We start from the raw sequence: 18,291 nt of genomic DNA on the forward strand, positions 1-18,291 counted from the left end.
CCGGACGGTGTCGAGGGCGTAAGACCACCTGAGCCGCCGGCTCCGGTGGCGGCCTGAGCCGTAAATCCCCGCTCAGCCCTGGAGGGTGAGGCATCCCCTCCCTTCAGGGAGGGGAGCCTTCAACTCGTACAGACCCGGCTTGACCCGTGCCGCGACGCTCACCGCGGCCGCCCTGCTCCTGCTGCTCGCGCCGCCCGCCGGCCGGGCCGCCGCCGCCGAGGCGACGCTCCCGCTCGGCGACCCCGGCCTCGCGGAGACCCGCACGACACAGACCCTGGCCGACGGTGTGACCCTCACCCGTATCGTCCGCGGGACCGACCCCGCCCCGGCCGACCAGATCAACACCACGACACGCGGCCCCTGGGTGGTCGACGTCCTGACCATCGACCCGCGCAGGGCGCGCGGACAGTTGAAGGCGACGTACGGCCCCGACCTGGCCCACACCGAGAAGACGACCGACCTGGTGCGCTCCTCGCAGGCCCTGGCCGGCGTCAACGCCTCCTTCTTCACCTTCACCGCCAGCGCCCAGTACCCCGGTGACCCGGTGGGGCTCGGCCTCTACGACGGACGCCTCCTCAGCGAGCCCACCGGCGATCCCGCGGAGGCCGACTTCGTCGTGGACGCCCACGACAACCACGCTCTGATGGGCCGGCTGAGCTGGTCGGGCAGCCTGCACAACCGGCGGACCGACGCGACGCTGCCGCTGACGTACGTGAACCACCCGCCCGTCGTACCGGCGGGCTGCGCCGACCTGACCGATCCGACCCAGTGCACGGTGCCCGGTGACGTCGTGCGCTTCACCCCCGAGTTCGCCGATGCCACGCCCTCCGGCGCGGGCGTCGAGGTGGTCCTCGACCGCAACGGCTGCGTCGTGCGCACGCAGAAGGAGCGCGGCACGCACCTGACCACCGGCCAGACCTCGGTACAGGCCACGGGCGCCGACGCGGCGGCCCTGCTGCACACCGCCGACGGGGGCTGCCTGCGCACCGACTCGGTGCTCACGGACGAGCAGGGCCGGCAAGTCCCCGTCCGGCCCGGACTGTTCGGCGTGAACGGACGCTATCGCCTGACCGCGCACGGGCGGATCGTGGTGCCGGCCGGCACGGGCAGCTTCTTCGACCGCAACCCGCGCACGATCGCCGGTACGACCCGCGAGGGCAAGGTCGTCCTGGCGACCATCGACGGCCGCATGACGACCAGTGTCGGCACCACGATGGACGAGACGGCGGCCGTCGCCGACGCCCTCGGCCTGACCGACGCGGTCAACCTGGACGGCGGCGGCTCGACCACCATGTCCGTCGAGGGGACGCTGGTGAACCACCCCAGCGGCTCCACGGAGCGGTCCGTGGGCGACGCCCTGGTCTTCGTACCCGGCCCCCGTCCCACCGAGGGCTGAGATCCCTCCGCTCAGCCGCCCGTGCTCTCCCGCACGATGATCCGGTGCCCGGCCACATGGTCGTGCACGGCAGTGGCGTCCGGGTCGTCGATCCGCTCCAGCAGCAGTGATACGGCGACCCGGGCGATCTCCCGCTTGTCGGGGGCGACGGTGGTCAGGCTGGGCACGCTGAAGCGGGAGGCCTCGATGTCGTCGAAGCCGACCACGTCGAGGTCTCCCGGCACCGAGCGGCCCTGCTCGTGCAGGGCGCGCAGCGCGCCGAGGGCGAGATGGTCGTTCAGGCACAGCAGCGCGTCCGGCCGGTCCTCCCGAGCCATCAGCGCGGTGGCGGCGCGCAGCCCGTCCTGCCAGTGGAAAGCCTCCACCGGCACCACGAGATCGGCGTCGAAGGGCACCCCCGCCGCCTTCAGGGCCTCGCGGTAGCCGTCGGTCCGCAGCCGGTCGGTGCCCTGGCGGCCGCGCAGCGCGCCGCCGATGACGGCGATCCGGCGGCGTCCGCGGACCAGCAGGTGCTCGGTGGCCTCGCGGGCCGCCAGCACGTTGTCGATGCCGACATGGTCGGTGCTGCCCTTGGCCGAGCGCTCGCCCAGCAGGACGACGGGCAGGCGCCGGTCCCGCGTGACCAGGTCGCGGGGGAGCAGGGACAGCGGGCTGAGGATGACGCCGTCGGAGAACTGCGCGTCGAAGCCGTGCAGTGCCGCGAGCTCGCGTTCGCGCACGGCGCCGGTCTGGTGGAGCAGCACCGTACGGCCGCGCCGGTCGGCCTCCGCCATGACGTGTTTGGCCAGCTCGGAGAAGTAGGCGACGTCGAGTTCCGGGACCGCCAGGGTGATCATGCCGGTACGGCCCTGGCGCAGCTGCCGCCCGGCGATGTTGACGCGGTAGCCGAGGGCGTCGATGGCCTCCTGGACGGCGGCGCGGGTCCGCTCCGACACGTGCTCGAAGTTGTTGATCACGTTGGAGACGGTCTTGGGGGAGACGCCGGCGTACTCCGCCACGTCCTTGATCCTCGGTCTGGCCGCCACGCTGCTCCGTCCTTCCGCTTGCCGTGATCGTACCGACCGTCATGCATGGGGTTCCGGACCCCGTCTTCTCTCCCGACGTCTTTACATCGATGTAAACCCATGGTGCCATGTGTCGCGCACCGGCCCGCACACTCGATGCAAGGAGCCCCATGCCCGTCCCGCACGCCCCGGACAAGCCCCGTCCCGAATACCCCAGGCCGCAGTTCGTCCGCGAGGCCTGGCTCAACCTCAACGGCGAGTGGCAGTTCGAGATCGACCGGTCGGACACCGGCCTGGAGCGCGGCCTCGCGGCGCGTGAACTCGCCGGCACGATCCTGGTCCCCTTCTGCCCGGAGTCGGCGCTGTCCGGGATCGAGGAGACGGACTTCCTGGAGGCCGTCTGGTACCGGCGGACGGTGACCGTGCCCGCCACCTGGGGCGACGCCCGGGTGCTGCTGCACTTCGGGGCCGTGGACCACGACGCCACCGTCTGGGTCAACGGCACCGAGGTCGCCCGGCACCGCGGCGGCTTCACGCCCTTCACCGCCGACCTCGGCGAAGTCGCCCTGTCCGGCGAGGAGTTGACGATCGTCGTACGGGCCCGGGACAGCCGGCACGGCGTGCAGGCGCGCGGCAAGCAGTCCACCTGGTACGCCAACTCCCACTGCCACTACACCCGGACGACGGGGATCTGGCAGACCGTGTGGCTGGAGCCGGTCCCGCGCGCCGTCGCCCTCAAGCGGCCCCGCATCACCCCCGACCTGGCCTCCGGCTCCTTCCTTCTGGAACTCCCGTTGACCGCCAACCGGCCCGGCCACCGGCTGCGGGCCACGCTCGCCGGCGGCCAGGGTGACATCACCGCCGCCGAGACCCGCGCGGACCTCGACCTGTGCCCCCGGCTCGTCCTGCCCCTGCCCGCCGACCGGGTGCGCCCCTGGTCCCCGCAGGACCCGCACCTGTACGACCTGACCCTGGAACTCCTCGACGCCGACGGCACGGTCGTCGACACCGCGCGCTCCTACGCCGGCCTCCGTTCGGTCGCCGTCGACGGCAAACGGCTGCTGCTGAACGGAGAGCCCGTCTTCCAGCGCCTGGTGCTCGACCAGGGCTACTACCCCGACGGCCTGATGACCGCACCGAGCGACGCCGACCTGGTCCGCGACATCGAACTGGGCCTCGCCGCCGGCTTCAACGGCGCCCGACTGCACCAGAAGGTCTTCGAGGAGCGCTACCTGTACCACGCCGACCGCCTCGGCTACCTGGTGTGGGGCGAGTTCGGCGACTGGGGCTGCGAGGTGGGCGTCCGCGACGACAACCAGCGCCCCGACGCGTCGTACGTCGCCCAGTGGCTGGAGGCCCTGGAGCGCGACCACTCCCATCCCTCGATCGTCGGCTGGTGCCCGCTGAACGAGACGTACCAGCCGCTGCACGACCGCATCACCCAGCTCGACGACGTCACCCGCGCGATGTTCCTGGCCACCAAGCAGGCCGACCCCACCCGGCCCGTGATCGACGCCTCCGGCTACGCCCACCGGGTGGCGGAGACCGACGTGTACGACTCCCACTGCTACGAGCAGGATCCGGCGGTCCTCGCCAAGACCATGGACGGGCTGGCCGAGGGCCGGCCGTACGTCAACGCGGCGCCGGACGGGCGGCCGTGGTCGGTGCCCTACCGCGGACAGCCCTATTTCTGCAGCGAGTTCGGTGGCGTCTGGTGGGACCCGAAGGCGGCGGCCGAGGCGGCCGGGAACGAGCCCGGCACCTCCTGGGGCTACGGCGAACGTCCGCGCACCGCCGAGGAGTTCATCGACCGCTTCACCGGCCTCACGGGCGTCCTGCTCGACGACCCGGACATGTTCGGCTACTGCTACACCCAGCTCACCGACGTCTTCCAGGAGCGCAACGGCGTCTACCGCTTCGACCGCTCCGAGAAGGTCGACACCAACCGGCTGAGGGACGCCCAGCAGCGCCCGGCGGCCTACGAAGCCGGGACGCCGTAGCACGTTCGCGAGGCTCTGCCTGAGCGCGAACAGCACATCCTGCCCGCGATTTACATCGATGTATATCCATGGGGAAAGGAGCCATATGACCGGCATACCCGCACCCGTCCGGCCTCCCGGCCTGACCAGGCGCCGCGCCCTGACCGCGGCCCTCGCCTCCACAGCCGCGGTCCTCGGTGCCGGCGCGCTCGCCGGCTGCGGATCCGCGCTCGCCGCCGACGAGTCCACCGTCCGCCTCTGGGACCTGTTCAGCGGCGCCGACGGCGGCCTGCTCAACGACATGGTGCGTGCCGCGCGACCCGACATGCCGGGCACGCGCATCCAGCGCACCGTCCTGGAGTGGGGCACCCCGTACTACACCAAGCTCGCTATGGCCTCGGCCGGCGGCCGGGGCCCGGACGTGGCGGTCGCGCACATGTCCCGCCTCGCCGGATACGCGCCCACCGGTCTGCTGGACCCGTGGGACCTGGACACCCTGGCCGAGTACGGTATCCGGCGCGAGGACTTCGCCGACGCGGTGTGGTCTCGTACCCAGTTCGAGGGCCGGACGTACGCGGTCCCGCTGGACACCCACCCGTTCATCGTCTTCTTCCATCCCGAACCCGCCGCCAAGGCGGGCCTGCTGACGAAGGACGGCACCCTGGACGCGGAGGCGTTCAGCTCGCCCGACAAGTTCCTCGCCGCCGGCCGGGAACTGGCCAAGGCCTCGGGCAAGCAGGGCATCGCCTTCGGCTACGTCACCGACACCGCCCAGGGCTGGCGCCTGTTCTACGGCCTGTACCGGCAGACCGGCGGCGCCTTCCGGCTCCCCGAGGGCGGACCCGCCGAGGTCGATGTGGACCGCATGGCGGAGGTCATCGCCTTCATGGCCAAGCTGGTCGACGGCCGGGTCAACCCCAGGCAGCTCGACTACTCGGCGGCCATCGCCGCGTTCGCCAACCGGCAGACGGCGATGATCCTGTCGGGGGAGTGGGAGCTCGGCACCTTCCGGGCCGCCGACCAGAAGGTGGGAGCGGCGCCGTTCCCCACGGTGTTCGGCACGCCCGCCGTGTACGCCGACTCGCACTCCTTCGTCCTGCCGCACCACCCGCACCCGGACGCCGAGCACCGCCGACGCGCCCACCGCGCGGTCGCCGCCCTGCTCAAGGCCGGCCAGATCTGGGCCACCGCCGGGCACATCCCCGCCTACCGCCCGGTGACCCGTACGAAGGCCTACCAGGACCTTCGGCCGCAGGCCCACTACGCGCAGGCACAGAGCCATGTCGTCCTGGACCCGGCGGTCTGGTTCGCCGGCGCCGGATCCGACTTCCAGAACGCCATGTCCCAGGTCCTCCAGCAGGCCCTCCTCGACGGGCTCGCCCCCGACCGCGCGGCGCGCGCCATGGTGCGGCGCCTGAACACCTTCCTCTCCAAGCCCAGCCCGGCCTGACCGGCTGCGAACGATCCGCGCAGGAGGCACAACGATGTCCTCACCCCGCAACGGCGCACTGCCGGCGCGCCGGCTGCTCCCACCCGGCCTGCTCTTCGCGCTCCCCTTCCTCGTGCTGTTCGCCGTCTTCATGCTCTGGCCCCTGGTCCAGGGACTGTGGATGAGCCTCACCGACACCTCCCTGTCGGCCCACGCCCCGTCCTTCATCGGCCTCGACAACTTCACCGAGGCCCTGAAGGACGCGGAGATGTGGCGGGCCCTGGGCCACACCGTGTGGTTCACCGCCCTGTCGACCGTGCCGCTCGTCGTGGTCGCCCTCGGCATGGCCCTGCTCGTCCACACGGGCCTGCCCGGACAGTGGGTGTGGCGGCTGGCCTTCTTCGCTCCCTACCTGTTGCCCGTGGGCGTCGTCAGCCTGCTGTGGCTCTGGCTCTACCAGCCCGACCTCGGCCTGTACAACCACCTCCTCGATGCGCTCGGCCTCGGCCAGGTGGCCTGGCTCAGCGACCAGTCGGTCGCCATGTGGGCGATCGTCCTGACCACGCTGTGGTGGACCGTCGGCTTCAACTTCCTGCTCTACCTGGCCGCGTTGCAGTCCATCCCGGACCACCTGTACGAGGCGGCGGCCATCGACGGCGCCGGCGCGTGGCGGCGGCTGTGGTCGATCACCCTGCCCCAGCTTCGCCGGATCACCGCCGTCATCACGGTGCTGCAGATCCTGGCCTCGCTGAAGGTCTTCGACCAGGTGTACCTGCTGACGAAGGGCGGCCCGGACAACAGCACGCGTCCGGTCGTCGAGTACGTCTACGACGTCGGCTTCACCGGCTACCGGCTCGGCTACGCCTCGGCGATCAGCTACATCTTCTTCGCCCTCGTCGTCCTCGCCTCCGCCGCCCAGTACACCGCCCTCCGCCGCCGGGAGAAGTGACATGGCCTCCACCGACCTGCCCGTCCGCACCGCCCCCGCGCCCCGAGTACCGCCCGCCGTCCGGGAGGTGGCGGCCCGGCGCCGTGCCGCACACCTCTCCCTGGGCGAGGGCCGGACCACGCGCATCCTCGCCCTCGCCGCCCTCACGGTCATGGCGCTGGTGTGGCTGCTGCCCGTGGCCTGGGCGCTGCTGACGGCCTTCAAGTCCGAGCAGGACGCCAGCGATCCCGTGCACTGGTTCTGGCCCCGGCACGGCCTCACCTTCCACGGCTTCAGCACCGTCTGGGAACGCGGTGACCTGCCGCTGTGGATGCTCAACAGCTTCCTCATCGCCGCCGCCGTCACCGTGATCACGGTCCTGGTCTCCGCGATGGCCGGTTACGCCTTCTCCCGCACCTTGTTCGCCGGCCGCCGCGGACTGTTCGCGCTCACGGTGGCCGCCGTGGTCGTCCCGCCCCAACTGCTCATCGTCCCCTGGTTCCAGCAGATGCTGAGCCTGCACCTGCTCGACACGTACGCGGCGGTGATATTGCCGCAGACCGTGGCGCCCGTGATGGTCTTCATCCTGAAGAAGCACTTCGACTCGCTGCCCCACGAGCTGGAGGAGGCGGCCCGTATCGACGGCGCCGGTCACTGGCGGATCTTCTGGTCGGTGCTGCTGCCGCTGTCCCGGCCGATGCTCGCCGCCGTGGCGATCTTCGTGTTCATCGGGGCGTGGAACAACTTCCTGTGGCCGTTCGTGTCGACGTCCGACCCGGACCTGATGACCCTGCCGGTCGGCATCACCTCGGTGAAGGACGCCTACGGCATCCAGTACGCCCAGTCGATGGCCTCGGCCGTGCTGGCCGCGCTGCCGCTCGTCGTTGTCTTCATGTTCTTCCAGCGGCACATCGTGAAGTCCGTGGCGACGACCGGCCTCGGCGGCCAGTGAGCCGGCACGGCCCCTGTTCCGCCCGACGACATCCACCGAAGGAGCCGCTCATGCGCACAGGCCCCCGCACCCCACTCCTCGCCGTCCTCCTGGCCTTACTGCTGGGCCTTGCCACCGTCCCCGCGGCCACCGCGGCCACGCCGCCGCACGCGCCCGCGGTGAAGGCGAGCACCGGCACCTTCCGCAACCCGCTCAATCCCGGCCCCGACCCCTACATGACCTACTGGAAGGGCGCCTACTACCTGACCACCACCCAGGGCGACAGCATCCGCATGTGGCGCTCACCGTCCCTGGGCACCCTGCTCACCGCCGACCCCGTCACCGTCTGGACCGACACCGACTCGTCCCGCGACCGCGACATCTGGGCACCGGAGTTCCACCGCTTCGGTGACCGCTGGTACCTGTACTACACCGCCGACGACGGCGTCGACGACCATCACCGTGTCTACGTCCTGGAGTCCGACCGGGACGACCCCGCGGGCCCGTACCACTTCAAGTCCAGGCTCGCACCGCCCAACCACGCCTCGGACTTCGCGATCGACCCCAGCGTCTTCCAGCACGACGGACGCCTCTACCTCGCCTACAGCGGCATCAACCCCTACCAGCACAACGGCCTCAACATCGCGCCGATGTCCAACCCGTTCACCGTCTCCGGCGACGCGGTCGCCATCGACGCCGCCGGCGGCTGCCCCGAGGTCCGCGAGGGACCCGAGTTCCTCAACCGCAACGGCCGTACCTGGATGACGTATTCGACGTGCGACACCGGGAAGCCCGACTACCAGCTCTGGATGATGTCCCTGCCCGACGGCGCCGACCCGCTGGTGCCCGCCGACTGGACCCAGCACTCCGGCCCGGTCTTCTCCCGCGCCGACGACCACGGTGTCTACGGCCCCGGCCACCACGCCTTCTTCCGCTCGCCCGACGGCACCGAGGACTGGATCGTCTACCACGCCAAGGCCACGTCGGCGTACACCTACACCGACCGCACCACGCGCGCCCAGAAGATCACCTGGAACGCGGACGGCAGCCCCGACCTCGGCCGGCCGCTCGCCCTCGGCGCGACCCAGGACCTGCCCTCCGGCGACCCCGGATCCGGCACCTACTGGATCAACGACGACGGCCGCTCCAGCGGCGCCGGAACCGTCGCCTACACCGGCACCTGGAACTCCGGCACCGGCTGCGCCACCCAGTGCTTCTGGGGCGACGACCACTGGAGCGACCAGGCCGGCAACACCGCCACCTTCACCTTCACCGGCACCCGCATCGCCCTGCTGTCCGTCCGCGACACCGGCAACGGCATCGCCGCCGTCGGCGTCGACGCAGCGGCGGAGCAACGCGTCGACTTCTACGGGGCGATCCGCACCGGTGAGACCCTCCAGTACGTGAGCCCCCGGCTGCCGTACGGCCGTCACACACTGCGGATCCGCGTGACGGGCGAGCACAACGCCCAGTCGCAGGCCGTGTTCGTGAGCGTGGACCGGGCGGAGGTGTACACGAACTGACGGCCGCCAGGTGGGGGCACGCTACCCGGAATGCCGCCTCGGGCACGGGAGTTGATCACCACATGACTCAAGGACCCGCACCCCGGCCCCTGTCCGACGAAGCCCTCTCCGATCTGCTCGCCAGGCAGCGGTTCGGCACGCTCGCCACGGTCAGGCGCAGTGGTCACCCCCACCTCACCACCATGCTCTACGCCTGGGACCCCGAGGCCCGTGTCGTGCGGCTGTCCACGACGGCCGACCGTGTGAAGGCCAAGCACCTGCGGCGCGATCCACGGGCGGCGCTGCATGTGCAGGGCGGCGACGTGTGGTCGTTCGCCGTCGCCGAGGGATCCGCCGAGGTCTCCGAGATCACCACGGTGCCCGGTGACGCGGTCGGGCGGGAACTGCTCGCGATGCTCCCGCCGGCCGCGAGGCCCGAGGACGAGGACGCCTTCCTCGCCCAGCAGGTGGCCGAGCGCAGGGTCGTGATCCGGCTGCGGGTGGACCGGCTGTACGGGACGGCCCTGGACATCGAGGGCCGGCGGGAACGGCGAGCCGGCGCCACGACCCCCGAGTGAGCCGCGTCGCCCGGCTGCTCCTCACCGGTCCGCTGTCAGTGGGCTTCGTTATCTTCGGACGCATGTCGATCACTGCACACCTGCGCGGCTCGGTCCGCCTGCCCGGCGGACACGCCCTGGTCAACGGCTTCGCCTTCGAGAGCCGCGGGACGGACTCGCGCCGCGCCCTCCTCCACCACGGCCATGAGCTGGAGGTGTACGACCTGGACGAGGTGTTCGCCGGAGAGCGGGCGCCCGGCGCCGTCTTTCCGCTGCCCTGGCCGGGCTGGGACCGCGGTGTCCACTCGGTGAGTCCCGACGGCACGTTCGCCGTGTTCTCGGGGCAGCGCGCGGTGCGGGCCGTGAGCACGGACGGCGAGACCCTGTGGGAGTACCGGCACAGCTGCTGGGGACCGGAACTGGGCCACCCGCACACCGGGGATGAGCAGGAGGTGTGCCCGGGGCTCGAGCATGGCTCCTGCCGGGTCTCGGACGACGGCAGACTGGTGTGGGCGCACATCGTGACCCAGCCGGAGGAGGATCACTGGGAGGAACGCTGGGTGGTGCTGGACGCCCTCGGCGGACGCGAGCTGGCCGCGCTGCCGCTGGACAGCGCCGCCGCCGGATCGCACCACCTCTCCCACCCGGACGGCGTTCACATGGGCCTGTGCATCGGCATGGGCCAGGACGGCATCCTGCTGCACTGGGGACGCTGGGACGGCAAGGAGCTGACCGGCTGGGATCTGAACGAGACCATGGACCGCATCCTGATGGACGTCCACGCGGGACACGAGGGCTTCCTGACGGTCGAGCACTACGGCGCGGACCTGCGTCTGCACGCCCTCGACGGCACCGTGCTCGCCGAGAGAGAGGCGGAGCCCGCCGACGAGGAGGACCCGCACTCCTGGAACTACTTCTGCGGCTTCGTCGACGCCGGCACCGTCATCGGCTCGACCGTCGACTCCGACGAGGACGCAGAGGACAACCGCCACTGGATTCTCGACGCCCGCACCTTGGAGATACGCGGGACGGTGACCTATCCCCAGGGGCCCGCCGGCCCGGAGGTGCGTCCGCTCGGCGACGGCACCTGGCTCACCTACGACGCCGGCACCGAGACGCTCAACCGCTGGACACTACAGGCACCCTGAAAGACCGACGGCGCCGGTCCGGCACGAGCCGATGTGTGTCCTTCTGCGCGAGGATCTCCGAGCCTTCACAGCGGCTGGCCGGCGAGGGCCGCCAGGTAGGTGCCGTAGAGCAGGGACACGGCCGTGAGGCCGGCGCACACCAGGCGGGACCGGGCCGACGGGTTTGCGTGCCACGCCCGTACGAGGGCGCGGGCCGGCGGGATGAGCAGGGGGAACGCCGGGAGGAGGAAGCGCGGCTTGGACGAGAAGGGTCCGGACACCGCGACCGCCGACAGCAGCAGCATGCCCGCGAAGACCACCAGCGGCAGCGGGGCGCGCTCCAGACACAGCACGCAGAACGACACGATGCCGGCCACGACGAGGACCACGGACAGCGGGTAGGTCACCCAACTGCCCTGCAGCGGCATCGACTCCAGAAACCGCAGTGGTCCGACGGCGAGGTCCAGGCGGGAGTTCCAGGCGCTCTGCACCTGCAGGTAGCCGTGCCACAGGTCACCGGTTTGCCGTCCCACCCACAGCACATAACCCACCCAGCCCAGTGGACCGAGGACCGTGCCGGCCAGGAGTCCCGGTGAGGCGCGCCCGCGCTGGCGTACGACCTCGTGCGCGGCCGCGGCGGCGACGGCTGCGGCGACCGCGACACCGTTCGGCCGGGCGAGGCCCGCCAGCAGCGCCAGCGAGCCCGCGGCCAGCCAGCGGCGGTGCAGCACGGCGTACAGGGACCAGGCGGCACATGCGGTGAACAGCGGTTCGGTGTAGGCCAGGGTGAGGGCGACCGACTGCGGCAGTACGGCCCACAGGGCCACGACGGCGATGGCGACCGTCCGCCCGTAGAGGTGATGGGTGATCGTGTAGATGCCGTACACGGCGAGCGCCGCGAAGCCCCAGGCGATCAGCAGGCCGGCCTGCCCGGCGGTCAGGGGGACCCATCCGCACAGGGCGCGGATGAGCCCCGGATACAGCGGGAAGAACGCCCAGTCGGTCTGGACCGCGCCCGTGCTGGTGATGCGCAGCTGGGTGCCGTAGCCGTGCTCGGCGATGTGCAGGTACCAGACCGAGTCCCACGCATGGACCAGGCTCTTCCCGAACGGCCGGCCGGCCACCGCGTCGACCACGATCAGCAGGATGATCCCGGCGAGCCGGACGGCCCCGAAGACGGCGAGGGCCAGGAGAACGCCGGGCGCACCCTCCACCCGACCACGGCCGGTCTCACGAGGGCTGTCGGGCGACCGCAGCGCGGGTGGCATGCTCACCCTCCGACCATGAGCGGCGGCAAACCCGAGCGCAATCCGGAACACACCCGTATGGAAGGCCCGCGTACGGCAAGCTGTTCGACAACACGTCGATGATGAACCACAAGAGCGCCCTCGAGCGGGCCGTGGCCGGAGCGCGGGACCTGGACGAACTCACCGCGCTGCTGGAAGCCGGTCGGGTCGGTGGGGTGGCGCCGTAGGTGTCACGGGAGTGCCCCGACTGCAAGGCACTCCCGTGACACGGCGTGGGACCCCGAGGCCGTCCGAACGGCTGAAACGGCTCTGCCGGCGGGACCGTTCCTCCCGACCTCAGGCCGCGGCGTCGCGCAGTTCCGCCAGGGTGTCCGGTGTCAGGTGCCGGTGGCTGTCGCCGGCGTCGAGCAGGACGACCGTGCAGGGGGCGCTGTGCGTGAGCGCCGTGGTGAGACTGCCGTCGGCGAACTGGGCGAGCGGGCCACGCGGAGAGCGGCCGACGGCGACCGCGCGGGCGCCCACGCGTGCCGCGTGCTGGGCCAGCGCACGGCCCGCGGCCGCGTGATCGCCGACGCTGTGGAGGATCTGACCGGTGGCGGCGATGCCTTGGCCCGCGAGGCGGTCCAGGTGGGCGACCACGGCGGCCCGGGCCTGTTCGGTGGTCTCGGTATCGACGGCCTGCTCCTCGACCACCGCCGTCCGCTGGACATGGACGACCTCCAGCGGGCTGCCGGTGTCCCGTGCGAGGCGGGCCGCCGCGTCCACGATGGCGGCGGCCCGGTCGTGCGCGCCGACGGCGACGATGACCGGCGCGGTGTCCGTGGCCGCCGGGGCGCCGACGGGAGTCAGCGAGGGTGCCATCGGTTCGCTCTCCCCGGTGTCCGTCTCGGCCCGGCGCAGCAGGCCGTGCCCGCTGGCCAGGACGGGGACGGCCAGGACGAAGGTGGCGGCGCCGAGGTAGAAGGGCACGCTCAGGTCGGTCGCGTCGGCGAGCTTGCCGGCGACGTAGGGCGCCAGGCCGCCGCCGATGAAGCGCAGGAAGCCGTACGCGGAGGAGGCCACCGGGCGCTCCACCGGCGAGACGAGCATGACGGCCTGCGTGGTGAGGGTGTTGTTGATGCCGATGAAGGCACCGCTGACGACGACCGCGACGATGACCACGGCCGGCGTCTGCACGTCGGCGGCGATGACGGCCATCACGACGGCGAGGCCGGCGAGGTTGGCGTAGAGCACGGGAGCGGTGCCGAAGCGGGCCTGCAGACGCGGGGCGACGAACACGCTGAACAGGGCCACCAGCAGTCCCCAGGCGGTGAAGACCAGACCCAGCTGGTGGGCGCTGAGCTTCATCGGATAGGGGGCGTAGCCGAGCATGGTGAAGAAGCCCCAGTTGTAGAGCAGGGCCATGATGCCCATGGTCAGCAGACCGCGGTGGCGCAACGCCTTGAGCGGCGCCATGGGGGAGGTGCGCCGGGCGGGCTTGGGCAGGGACGGTACGAAGGCGAGGGTCGCGACCAGGGCTATGGCCATGAGGACGGCGACGCCGAAGAACGGGCCGCGCCAGCTGACGGCGCCCAACTCGCCGCCGAGCAGCGGCCCTACCGCGATACCGAGGCCGAGCGCGGTCTCGTAGAGGATGATCGCGCCGCCGAAGCCGCCGCTGGCCGAGGCGACGATGACCGCGAGCGAGGTGGCGATGAACAGGGCGTTGCCCAGGCCCCAGCCGGCGCGGAAGCCGACGATGCCGTTGATGGAGCCCGAGGAGCCGGCCAGCGCGGCGAAGACCACGATGACGGCGAGGCCGATGACCAAAGTGCGCTTGGCGCCGAACCGGCTGGAGAACCAGCCGACGACCAGCATCGCCACCGCGGTGACGATCAGATAGCTGCTGAACAGGAGCGAGACCTGGCTGGGCGAGGCGTGCAGGCTCTCGGCGAGGGCGGGCAGGATCGGGTCGACCAGGCCGATGCCCATGAACGAGATCACGCAGGCGAACGCCACGGCCCAGACGGCCCTGGGTTGCCGGAACGGGCTGGCGGTCCTTCCATGCGGTGCGCTCATGAACGCTTCATCTCCAGTTCTCTTCGGGGAGCTTGCGAGGGGACGGGCAGGTTCAGGAACGTGCCTGGCGGTCCTGGATCACCCGGGCCAGCGCGGGGAGCGCGATCGCCACGGCGTGCCGCTCCGGCCCGGTCAGCTCCTCCATGAGCTCCGCCAGGGCGTCGGCGCGCTCGGCCCGCCGTTGCCGGAACACCTCCAGGCCGGTGTCGGTCGCCTCCACCAGTACCCCACGGCCGTCGGTGCGGTCGGCGGTGCGGCGCACCAGCCCCGCGCGTTCCAGGCGGGTGACGAGCTGGGTCATGTTGGGCTGGGAGGCGTTCTCGGCGCGGGCCAGTTCGGTCAGCCGCTGGGGTCCCTCGCGCCCCAGCCGGCCGAGCGCGGACGAGGCCGCGGTGCTCAGGCCGCCGGTCGTGGCGCTCCGGCGCACGTACCGGACGATGTCCTCAACGGCGAGCATCAGGTGCTCGGCCGATGAGTCCACCGGGCCGACAGGGTCCATAACCTGCTTATGCATAAGCTCATTATGCAGATACGTGCACTGCACATCAAGTACGTCTCGGCGGGGCGTGTCCGTCCCGGCACCTCGGGAGCCCACCCGCCGCGCCCGGCTGATCGCGCTGCTGTGCGGGAACGACCCCCGGGGGGCGAGTCCCGCCCTCAACGCCGTTCGCAACCACGGCGGTTACGGCACGTCGGAGGCCCCTCGCCGATGGACCTGCCGCCGGCGCGGGGCCTCGTGGTCGGGGACGTCCGGGGAAGCGAAGTGGAACGGCACCCCGAGACGGTCGGCCAGGGTCTGTCCCGCCTCGGTGGCGGCAGCGGCCGGCGGAGGCCCGTCGGTGCGCTGGTGGACGGTCGCCGGATGTCCTTCCCCGTCCGGCTCCTCCAGGACCGCGACCGGGCGCACGAACAAGTCATGGACGGTGTCGCCGTCCCAGACCGCCTCGATCGCGGCCACCCGGCCCGGGTGCGCGGCCGCGCGGGCCGCGAGTGAGGAGACGTCCAGCGGATCGGGCTGCCTGCGTCGCTCGCGGTCGCCGCGGGCGTGGACGACCTCCTCCGCCTCGCGCAGCCAGGTCCTTTGACCGCCCTGAGCAGGCGGTCGTGCAGCACCTCCGTGTCGATCTCCCGACGGGGCTGTTCCTCCAGCGAGGATCACCAGCCGCTCATCGTGGTCAACCCGGCAGGCGGCTTTTCGCACGGATATGGTGGGTACGCGGGGATACGCCAGGATGTCCGCGATCCGCTGGGTCGGCAGCGTGGAAGAAGTGATGCCGATGATCTCCGACATGGTTCTGGTGCCCACCAGCGACGCCACGCTCTCCGGTGACCTCGTGGTCCCGACGGCGGCGCGGGCCGTGGTGCTCTTCGCGCACGGCAGCGGCAGTTCCCGGCACAGTCCGCGCAACCGGATGGTGGCCGCCGAACTGCGCACCGCCGGGTTCGGCACGCTGCTGATGGACCTGCTGAGCGAACGGGAGGAGCGGCACGACGCGCTGACCGGCGAGCACCGCTTCGACATCCCGCTCCTCGGCCGACGGCTCGTCGCAGCGATCGACTGGATGGACACACAACCCGACACCCGCGGCCTCCCGGTCGTCCTGTTCGGCGCCAGCACGGGCGCCGCCGCGGCGCTGGTGGCCGCCGCCGAGCGCCCCGACCGGGTGCTGACCGTGGTCTCGCGAGGCGGCCGGCCCGATCTTGCGGGTGACGCCCTTGGACGGGTGCAGGCCCCGGTGCTGCTCATCGTCGGCGGCCAGGACCAGCAGGTCCAGGAGCTGAACGAGGAAGCGGCCCGGTACTTGCGCGTGCCGCACAGCCTGCACGTCGTTCCGGGCGCGACCCACTTGTTCGGAGAGCCCGGAGCCCTGGAACAGGTCGCCGAGGTGGCCAGGCAGTGGTGTGACGAGCGACTGACCGGGACGACCGACTGACCGGGCAGACCGCGCGGCAGGACAGGTGACCGCTCGCGCCGGCACCCCCCGGCGCGAGCGGTTCGCCAAGTCGCCCGTCGGCGCGGTTTCCGTCAGCTCAGGTCCGGCCTCCCGAAGAACTCCGCGTAGCGGGCCGGCAGCCGGGACAGGAGGTGGTCGATCTGCCCGGCGGGCACCGCGTCGGCCACCGTCGACAGCACGGCGTCCGCGTCCCACTCGGCCGTACGGGGCCGGGCGCCGGTCTGCACGGACACCCGCCGGAGGAACTCGTCACAGTCGAACGCCTCGGGACGCCCACGGTCCAGATGCAGGGCCTCGTCCAGCGGGGCGGGCAACCGGGCCGCCAGTTCGTCGGCCTCTTCCGGGGCGATCCGGGTCGCGAGCACCCACAGGACCGCCTCACAGACGTGCTCGGTCTCCTCGCGGCTGCGGTACTCGCCCCGGTCGCGGACCTGGGCCAGGAATTCTTCCAATTGCACGGCGGCCTCCCACTGTCGTCGTAGGCCATCACGGCGAGCTGCACCCCTGCCGTCCACCGCGGCCGGGTCCGGGACGGCCGACGGACACGGGTGATGTCGTCATTGTAGGTTTTCGGCTGGAGGACATCGCGGCGATGTGCGCGGCCGTGGACGACCAACGCGCCGACACCGCCGCCGGCGACGCGCCCGGAGTGACCACCGCCGACCGCCGTGGGTGTGGGAGGCACTGGAGCCGCGCCGGACCCTGGCCCAGCGCCGCGCCGCGGCCGCCGGTGACGTGGCAGGGCCGAGACGATCCTCGCCGAGCACGACGGCATCGTCACCGCCTTCCAGACCGGCGAGACCGCATGCGCCGCACCTGCCGGCGGAGCACTGCACGGCGGGCCGAGGCGAAGCCGGTCGGGTGATTGGCGGGCCGGTCTCGGCTCGGGTGCGGCCTGTCGCGGGCGCGGCCGGAGAGACTGCGGCCATCCCAACGGAGGTGGCGAACATATGCTCAGCGACAGCACGGCGACGATCCTTGCCGAGAGGCCGAGCGTGGCGGCGGTCGTCGCCGGTGCTGCGCGCGTGGCGCAGATCGCGGCGCGGTGCAGCGACGAGACGGAGGCCGCCCGGCGCCTAGCGCCCGAGGTGGTCGAGGCGGTGCGGGAGGCCGGGTTCGCCCGGCACTTCGTCCCCGCGGCCTTCGACGGCACGGAAGGCCGGTTCGTGGACATGACCTTGGCGGTGACCCTGGTCGGCGAGGGCTGCGCCTCGGCCGCCTGGGCCGCCTCGCTGTCCGCCTACGCGGCCCGGTACGGCGCGTACCTGCCCCCGGAGGGACAGGCGGTGATCTGGGGCGACGGACCGGACGCCCTGATGGCGGGCGCCCTCATGCCGGCCGGGAAGGCCGAGCCCGTCTCCGGTGGCTGGCGGCTCAGCGGTGAGTGGAAGTACATCAGCGGGGTGCGCTTCGCCGACTGGGTCTTCGCCTGCTCCGCCGTACCCGGCGAGGTGGGCCCCGACGGGCGCGGCGAGGTGCGGTTCTTCGCGGTGCCACAGGCGGACGTCACCGTGAAGGACACCTGGTTCACACTGGGCATGCGCGGGACCGGCAGCGACACCATGGTCCTGGACGACGTCTTCGTGCCCGAGTATCTGACCCTGTCGAGGTTCGACATCAACGCGGGCCGGGCGACGGCCTCCGCGGCCCGCTGCCACACGGTCCCGGTGAACGAGGTGAACGCGCTGCCGCTCGCCGTGCCCGTGGTGGGTGCCGCGCGGGGCGCGGTGCGGGCCGCCGCCGAGCAGAACCTCCGGCGGGTCGACCGGCGGGGCGCCCCGCTGCGCGAGAAGCCGTCGGTCCAGATCGACCTGGCGCGCTCGGCCGCGGAGGTGGACGCCGCGGAACTCCTCGTCCAGCGGGCCGCCCGGGTCGCCGACGGCACCGAGGAGACCCAGCAGGGCGAGGCCGCGGTCCGCGGACCGCGGGACTTCGCGCTGGCGGTCGAGTTGTCGGTGTCGGCCGTCGAACGGCTCTTCCGGGGCACGGGGACGACGGGTCATTTCGACTCCGACCCGGTCCAGCGGTTCTGGCGCGACGTCAACACCGCCGCCTCTCACATCATCTTCTCCTTCGAGACCACGGGGACGGCCTACGGGGCCTGGGCACTCGGCGTGGAGAGCGCGGAGCCGAGGCACTGACCTCGCCGACACGGCGCGAGCGGTACCGGGCGCCGCC

General features: G+C 72.0%; 16 protein-coding genes. 10 read left to right on the forward strand and 6 right to left on the reverse strand.

Going from position 1 to position 18,291, the window contains the following annotated elements; all coding sequences use genetic code 11:
* Positions 1-139 precede the first annotated feature (139 nt).
* Positions 140-1,396, forward strand: a complete 1,257-nt coding sequence (locus ACIBJF_RS21830) for a phosphodiester glycosidase family protein (protein WP_399175846.1) — start codon at positions 140-142, stop codon at positions 1,394-1,396.
* Between the two features lie 11 nt (positions 1,397-1,407).
* On the opposite strand, the gene ACIBJF_RS21835 is transcribed toward ACIBJF_RS21830, so the two are convergent.
* Positions 1,408-2,421, reverse strand: coding sequence for a LacI family DNA-binding transcriptional regulator (locus tag ACIBJF_RS21835; protein WP_399175848.1), 1,014 nt, complete (start codon positions 2,419-2,421; stop codon positions 1,408-1,410).
* Between the two features lie 149 nt (positions 2,422-2,570).
* Here ACIBJF_RS21835 and ACIBJF_RS21840 point away from each other — a divergent pair, with 149 nt between their 5' ends.
* From ACIBJF_RS21840 to ACIBJF_RS21870, 7 genes are all read left to right on the forward strand, one after another.
* The gene (locus tag ACIBJF_RS21840; protein WP_399175850.1) at positions 2,571-4,400 is read left to right on the forward strand and encodes a glycoside hydrolase family 2 protein; all 1,830 of its coding nucleotides are present in this window, start codon (positions 2,571-2,573) and stop codon (positions 4,398-4,400) included.
* 85 nt (positions 4,401-4,485) lie between these two features.
* Positions 4,486-5,829: an ABC transporter substrate-binding protein gene (locus ACIBJF_RS21845; protein WP_399175852.1), complete on the forward strand. Its 1,344-nt coding sequence runs from the start codon at positions 4,486-4,488 to the stop codon at positions 5,827-5,829.
* A 34-nt stretch (positions 5,830-5,863) separates the two neighbouring features.
* Positions 5,864-6,757: a sugar ABC transporter permease gene (locus tag ACIBJF_RS21850; protein ID WP_351801523.1), complete on the forward strand. Its 894-nt coding sequence runs from the start codon at positions 5,864-5,866 to the stop codon at positions 6,755-6,757.
* 1 nt (position 6,758) lies between these two features.
* Positions 6,759-7,688 (forward strand): carbohydrate ABC transporter permease, encoded by a 930-nt coding sequence (locus tag ACIBJF_RS21855; RefSeq protein WP_399175854.1) that lies wholly within the window; start codon positions 6,759-6,761, stop codon positions 7,686-7,688.
* Positions 7,689-7,738: 50 nt separating this feature from the next.
* Positions 7,739-9,190: a glycoside hydrolase family 43 protein gene (locus ACIBJF_RS21860; RefSeq protein ID WP_399175856.1), complete on the forward strand. Its 1,452-nt coding sequence runs from the start codon at positions 7,739-7,741 to the stop codon at positions 9,188-9,190.
* A gap of 62 nt (positions 9,191-9,252) precedes the next feature.
* Positions 9,253-9,747, forward strand: coding sequence for a PPOX class F420-dependent oxidoreductase (locus tag ACIBJF_RS21865; RefSeq protein ID WP_399175857.1), 495 nt, complete (start codon positions 9,253-9,255; stop codon positions 9,745-9,747).
* Between the two features lie 62 nt (positions 9,748-9,809).
* Positions 9,810-10,874 (forward strand): hypothetical protein, encoded by a 1,065-nt coding sequence (locus ACIBJF_RS21870; protein ID WP_399175859.1) that lies wholly within the window; start codon positions 9,810-9,812, stop codon positions 10,872-10,874.
* Positions 10,875-10,939: 65 nt separating this feature from the next.
* Here the strand turns inward: ACIBJF_RS21870 and ACIBJF_RS21875 are convergent, their stop codons facing one another.
* The 4 genes from ACIBJF_RS21875 to ACIBJF_RS21890 all read right to left on the reverse strand — a co-directional run bounded on the left by ACIBJF_RS21875 (position 10,940) and on the right by ACIBJF_RS21890 (position 15,449).
* On the reverse strand, positions 10,940-12,121 hold the full coding sequence (locus tag ACIBJF_RS21875; protein WP_399176038.1) for a hypothetical protein: 1,182 nt from the start codon (positions 12,119-12,121) through the stop codon (positions 10,940-10,942).
* 315 nt (positions 12,122-12,436) lie between these two features.
* Entirely contained in the window at positions 12,437-14,158 is a 1,722-nt protein-coding gene (locus tag ACIBJF_RS21880; RefSeq protein ID WP_399175861.1) for an MFS transporter, read from the reverse strand.
* Between the two features lie 52 nt (positions 14,159-14,210).
* Positions 14,211-14,672, reverse strand: coding sequence for a MarR family winged helix-turn-helix transcriptional regulator (locus tag ACIBJF_RS21885; protein WP_399175863.1), 462 nt, complete (start codon positions 14,670-14,672; stop codon positions 14,211-14,213).
* Positions 14,673-14,840: 168 nt separating this feature from the next.
* A complete protein-coding gene (locus tag ACIBJF_RS21890; RefSeq protein WP_399175864.1) occupies positions 14,841-15,449 on the reverse strand; it encodes a hypothetical protein in 609 nt (202 codons plus the stop codon).
* Here ACIBJF_RS21890 and ACIBJF_RS21895 point away from each other — a divergent pair.
* Positions 15,436-16,092: a dienelactone hydrolase family protein gene (locus ACIBJF_RS21895; RefSeq protein WP_399175866.1), complete on the forward strand. Its 657-nt coding sequence runs from the start codon at positions 15,436-15,438 to the stop codon at positions 16,090-16,092. The two genes, ACIBJF_RS21890 and ACIBJF_RS21895, sit on opposite strands and share 14 nt — an antisense overlap.
* Before the next feature lie 92 nt (positions 16,093-16,184).
* Here the strand turns inward: ACIBJF_RS21895 and ACIBJF_RS21900 are convergent, their stop codons facing one another.
* The gene (locus ACIBJF_RS21900) at positions 16,185-16,571 is read right to left on the reverse strand and encodes a DUF2267 domain-containing protein (protein WP_365723631.1); all 387 of its coding nucleotides are present in this window, start codon (positions 16,569-16,571) and stop codon (positions 16,185-16,187) included.
* Positions 16,572-17,063: 492 nt separating this feature from the next.
* Here ACIBJF_RS21900 and ACIBJF_RS21905 point away from each other — a divergent pair, with 492 nt between their 5' ends.
* Positions 17,064-18,254: an acyl-CoA dehydrogenase family protein gene (locus ACIBJF_RS21905; RefSeq protein WP_399175867.1), complete on the forward strand. Its 1,191-nt coding sequence runs from the start codon at positions 17,064-17,066 to the stop codon at positions 18,252-18,254.
* Positions 18,255-18,291 lie beyond the last annotated feature (37 nt).

Origin of the sequence: Streptomyces sp. NPDC050743 (assembly GCF_044456925.1) — a bacterium.
Classification (GTDB): Bacteria; Actinomycetota; Actinomycetes; order Streptomycetales; family Streptomycetaceae; genus Streptomyces.

Bases quoted from the DNA above. Each gene is read 5' to 3' on its own strand.
- ACIBJF_RS21875 (WP_399176038.1), bottom strand. From the start codon at position 12,121: ATGCCACCCGCGCTGCGGTCGCCCGACAGCCCTCGTGAGACCGGCCGT.
- ACIBJF_RS21895 (WP_399175866.1), top strand. From the start codon at position 15,436: ATGATCTCCGACATGGTTCTGGTGCCCACCAGCGACGCCACGCTCTCC.
- ACIBJF_RS21885 (WP_399175863.1), bottom strand. From the start codon at position 14,672: ATGCATAAGCAGGTTATGGACCCTGTCGGCCCGGTGGACTCATCGGCC.
- ACIBJF_RS21850 (WP_351801523.1), top strand. From the start codon at position 5,864: ATGTCCTCACCCCGCAACGGCGCACTGCCGGCGCGCCGGCTGCTCCCA.
- ACIBJF_RS21880 (WP_399175861.1), bottom strand. From the start codon at position 14,158: ATGAGCGCACCGCATGGAAGGACCGCCAGCCCGTTCCGGCAACCCAGG.
- ACIBJF_RS21890 (WP_399175864.1), bottom strand. From the start codon at position 15,449: ATGTCGGAGATCATCGGCATCACTTCTTCCACGCTGCCGACCCAGCGG.
- ACIBJF_RS21860 (WP_399175856.1), top strand. From the start codon at position 7,739: ATGCGCACAGGCCCCCGCACCCCACTCCTCGCCGTCCTCCTGGCCTTA.
- ACIBJF_RS21870 (WP_399175859.1), top strand. From the start codon at position 9,810: ATGTCGATCACTGCACACCTGCGCGGCTCGGTCCGCCTGCCCGGCGGA.
- ACIBJF_RS21845 (WP_399175852.1), top strand. From the start codon at position 4,486: ATGACCGGCATACCCGCACCCGTCCGGCCTCCCGGCCTGACCAGGCGC.
- ACIBJF_RS21840 (WP_399175850.1), top strand. From the start codon at position 2,571: ATGCCCGTCCCGCACGCCCCGGACAAGCCCCGTCCCGAATACCCCAGG.
- ACIBJF_RS21855 (WP_399175854.1), top strand. From the start codon at position 6,759: ATGGCCTCCACCGACCTGCCCGTCCGCACCGCCCCCGCGCCCCGAGTA.
- ACIBJF_RS21865 (WP_399175857.1), top strand. From the start codon at position 9,253: ATGACTCAAGGACCCGCACCCCGGCCCCTGTCCGACGAAGCCCTCTCC.
- ACIBJF_RS21905 (WP_399175867.1), top strand. From the start codon at position 17,064: ATGCTCAGCGACAGCACGGCGACGATCCTTGCCGAGAGGCCGAGCGTG.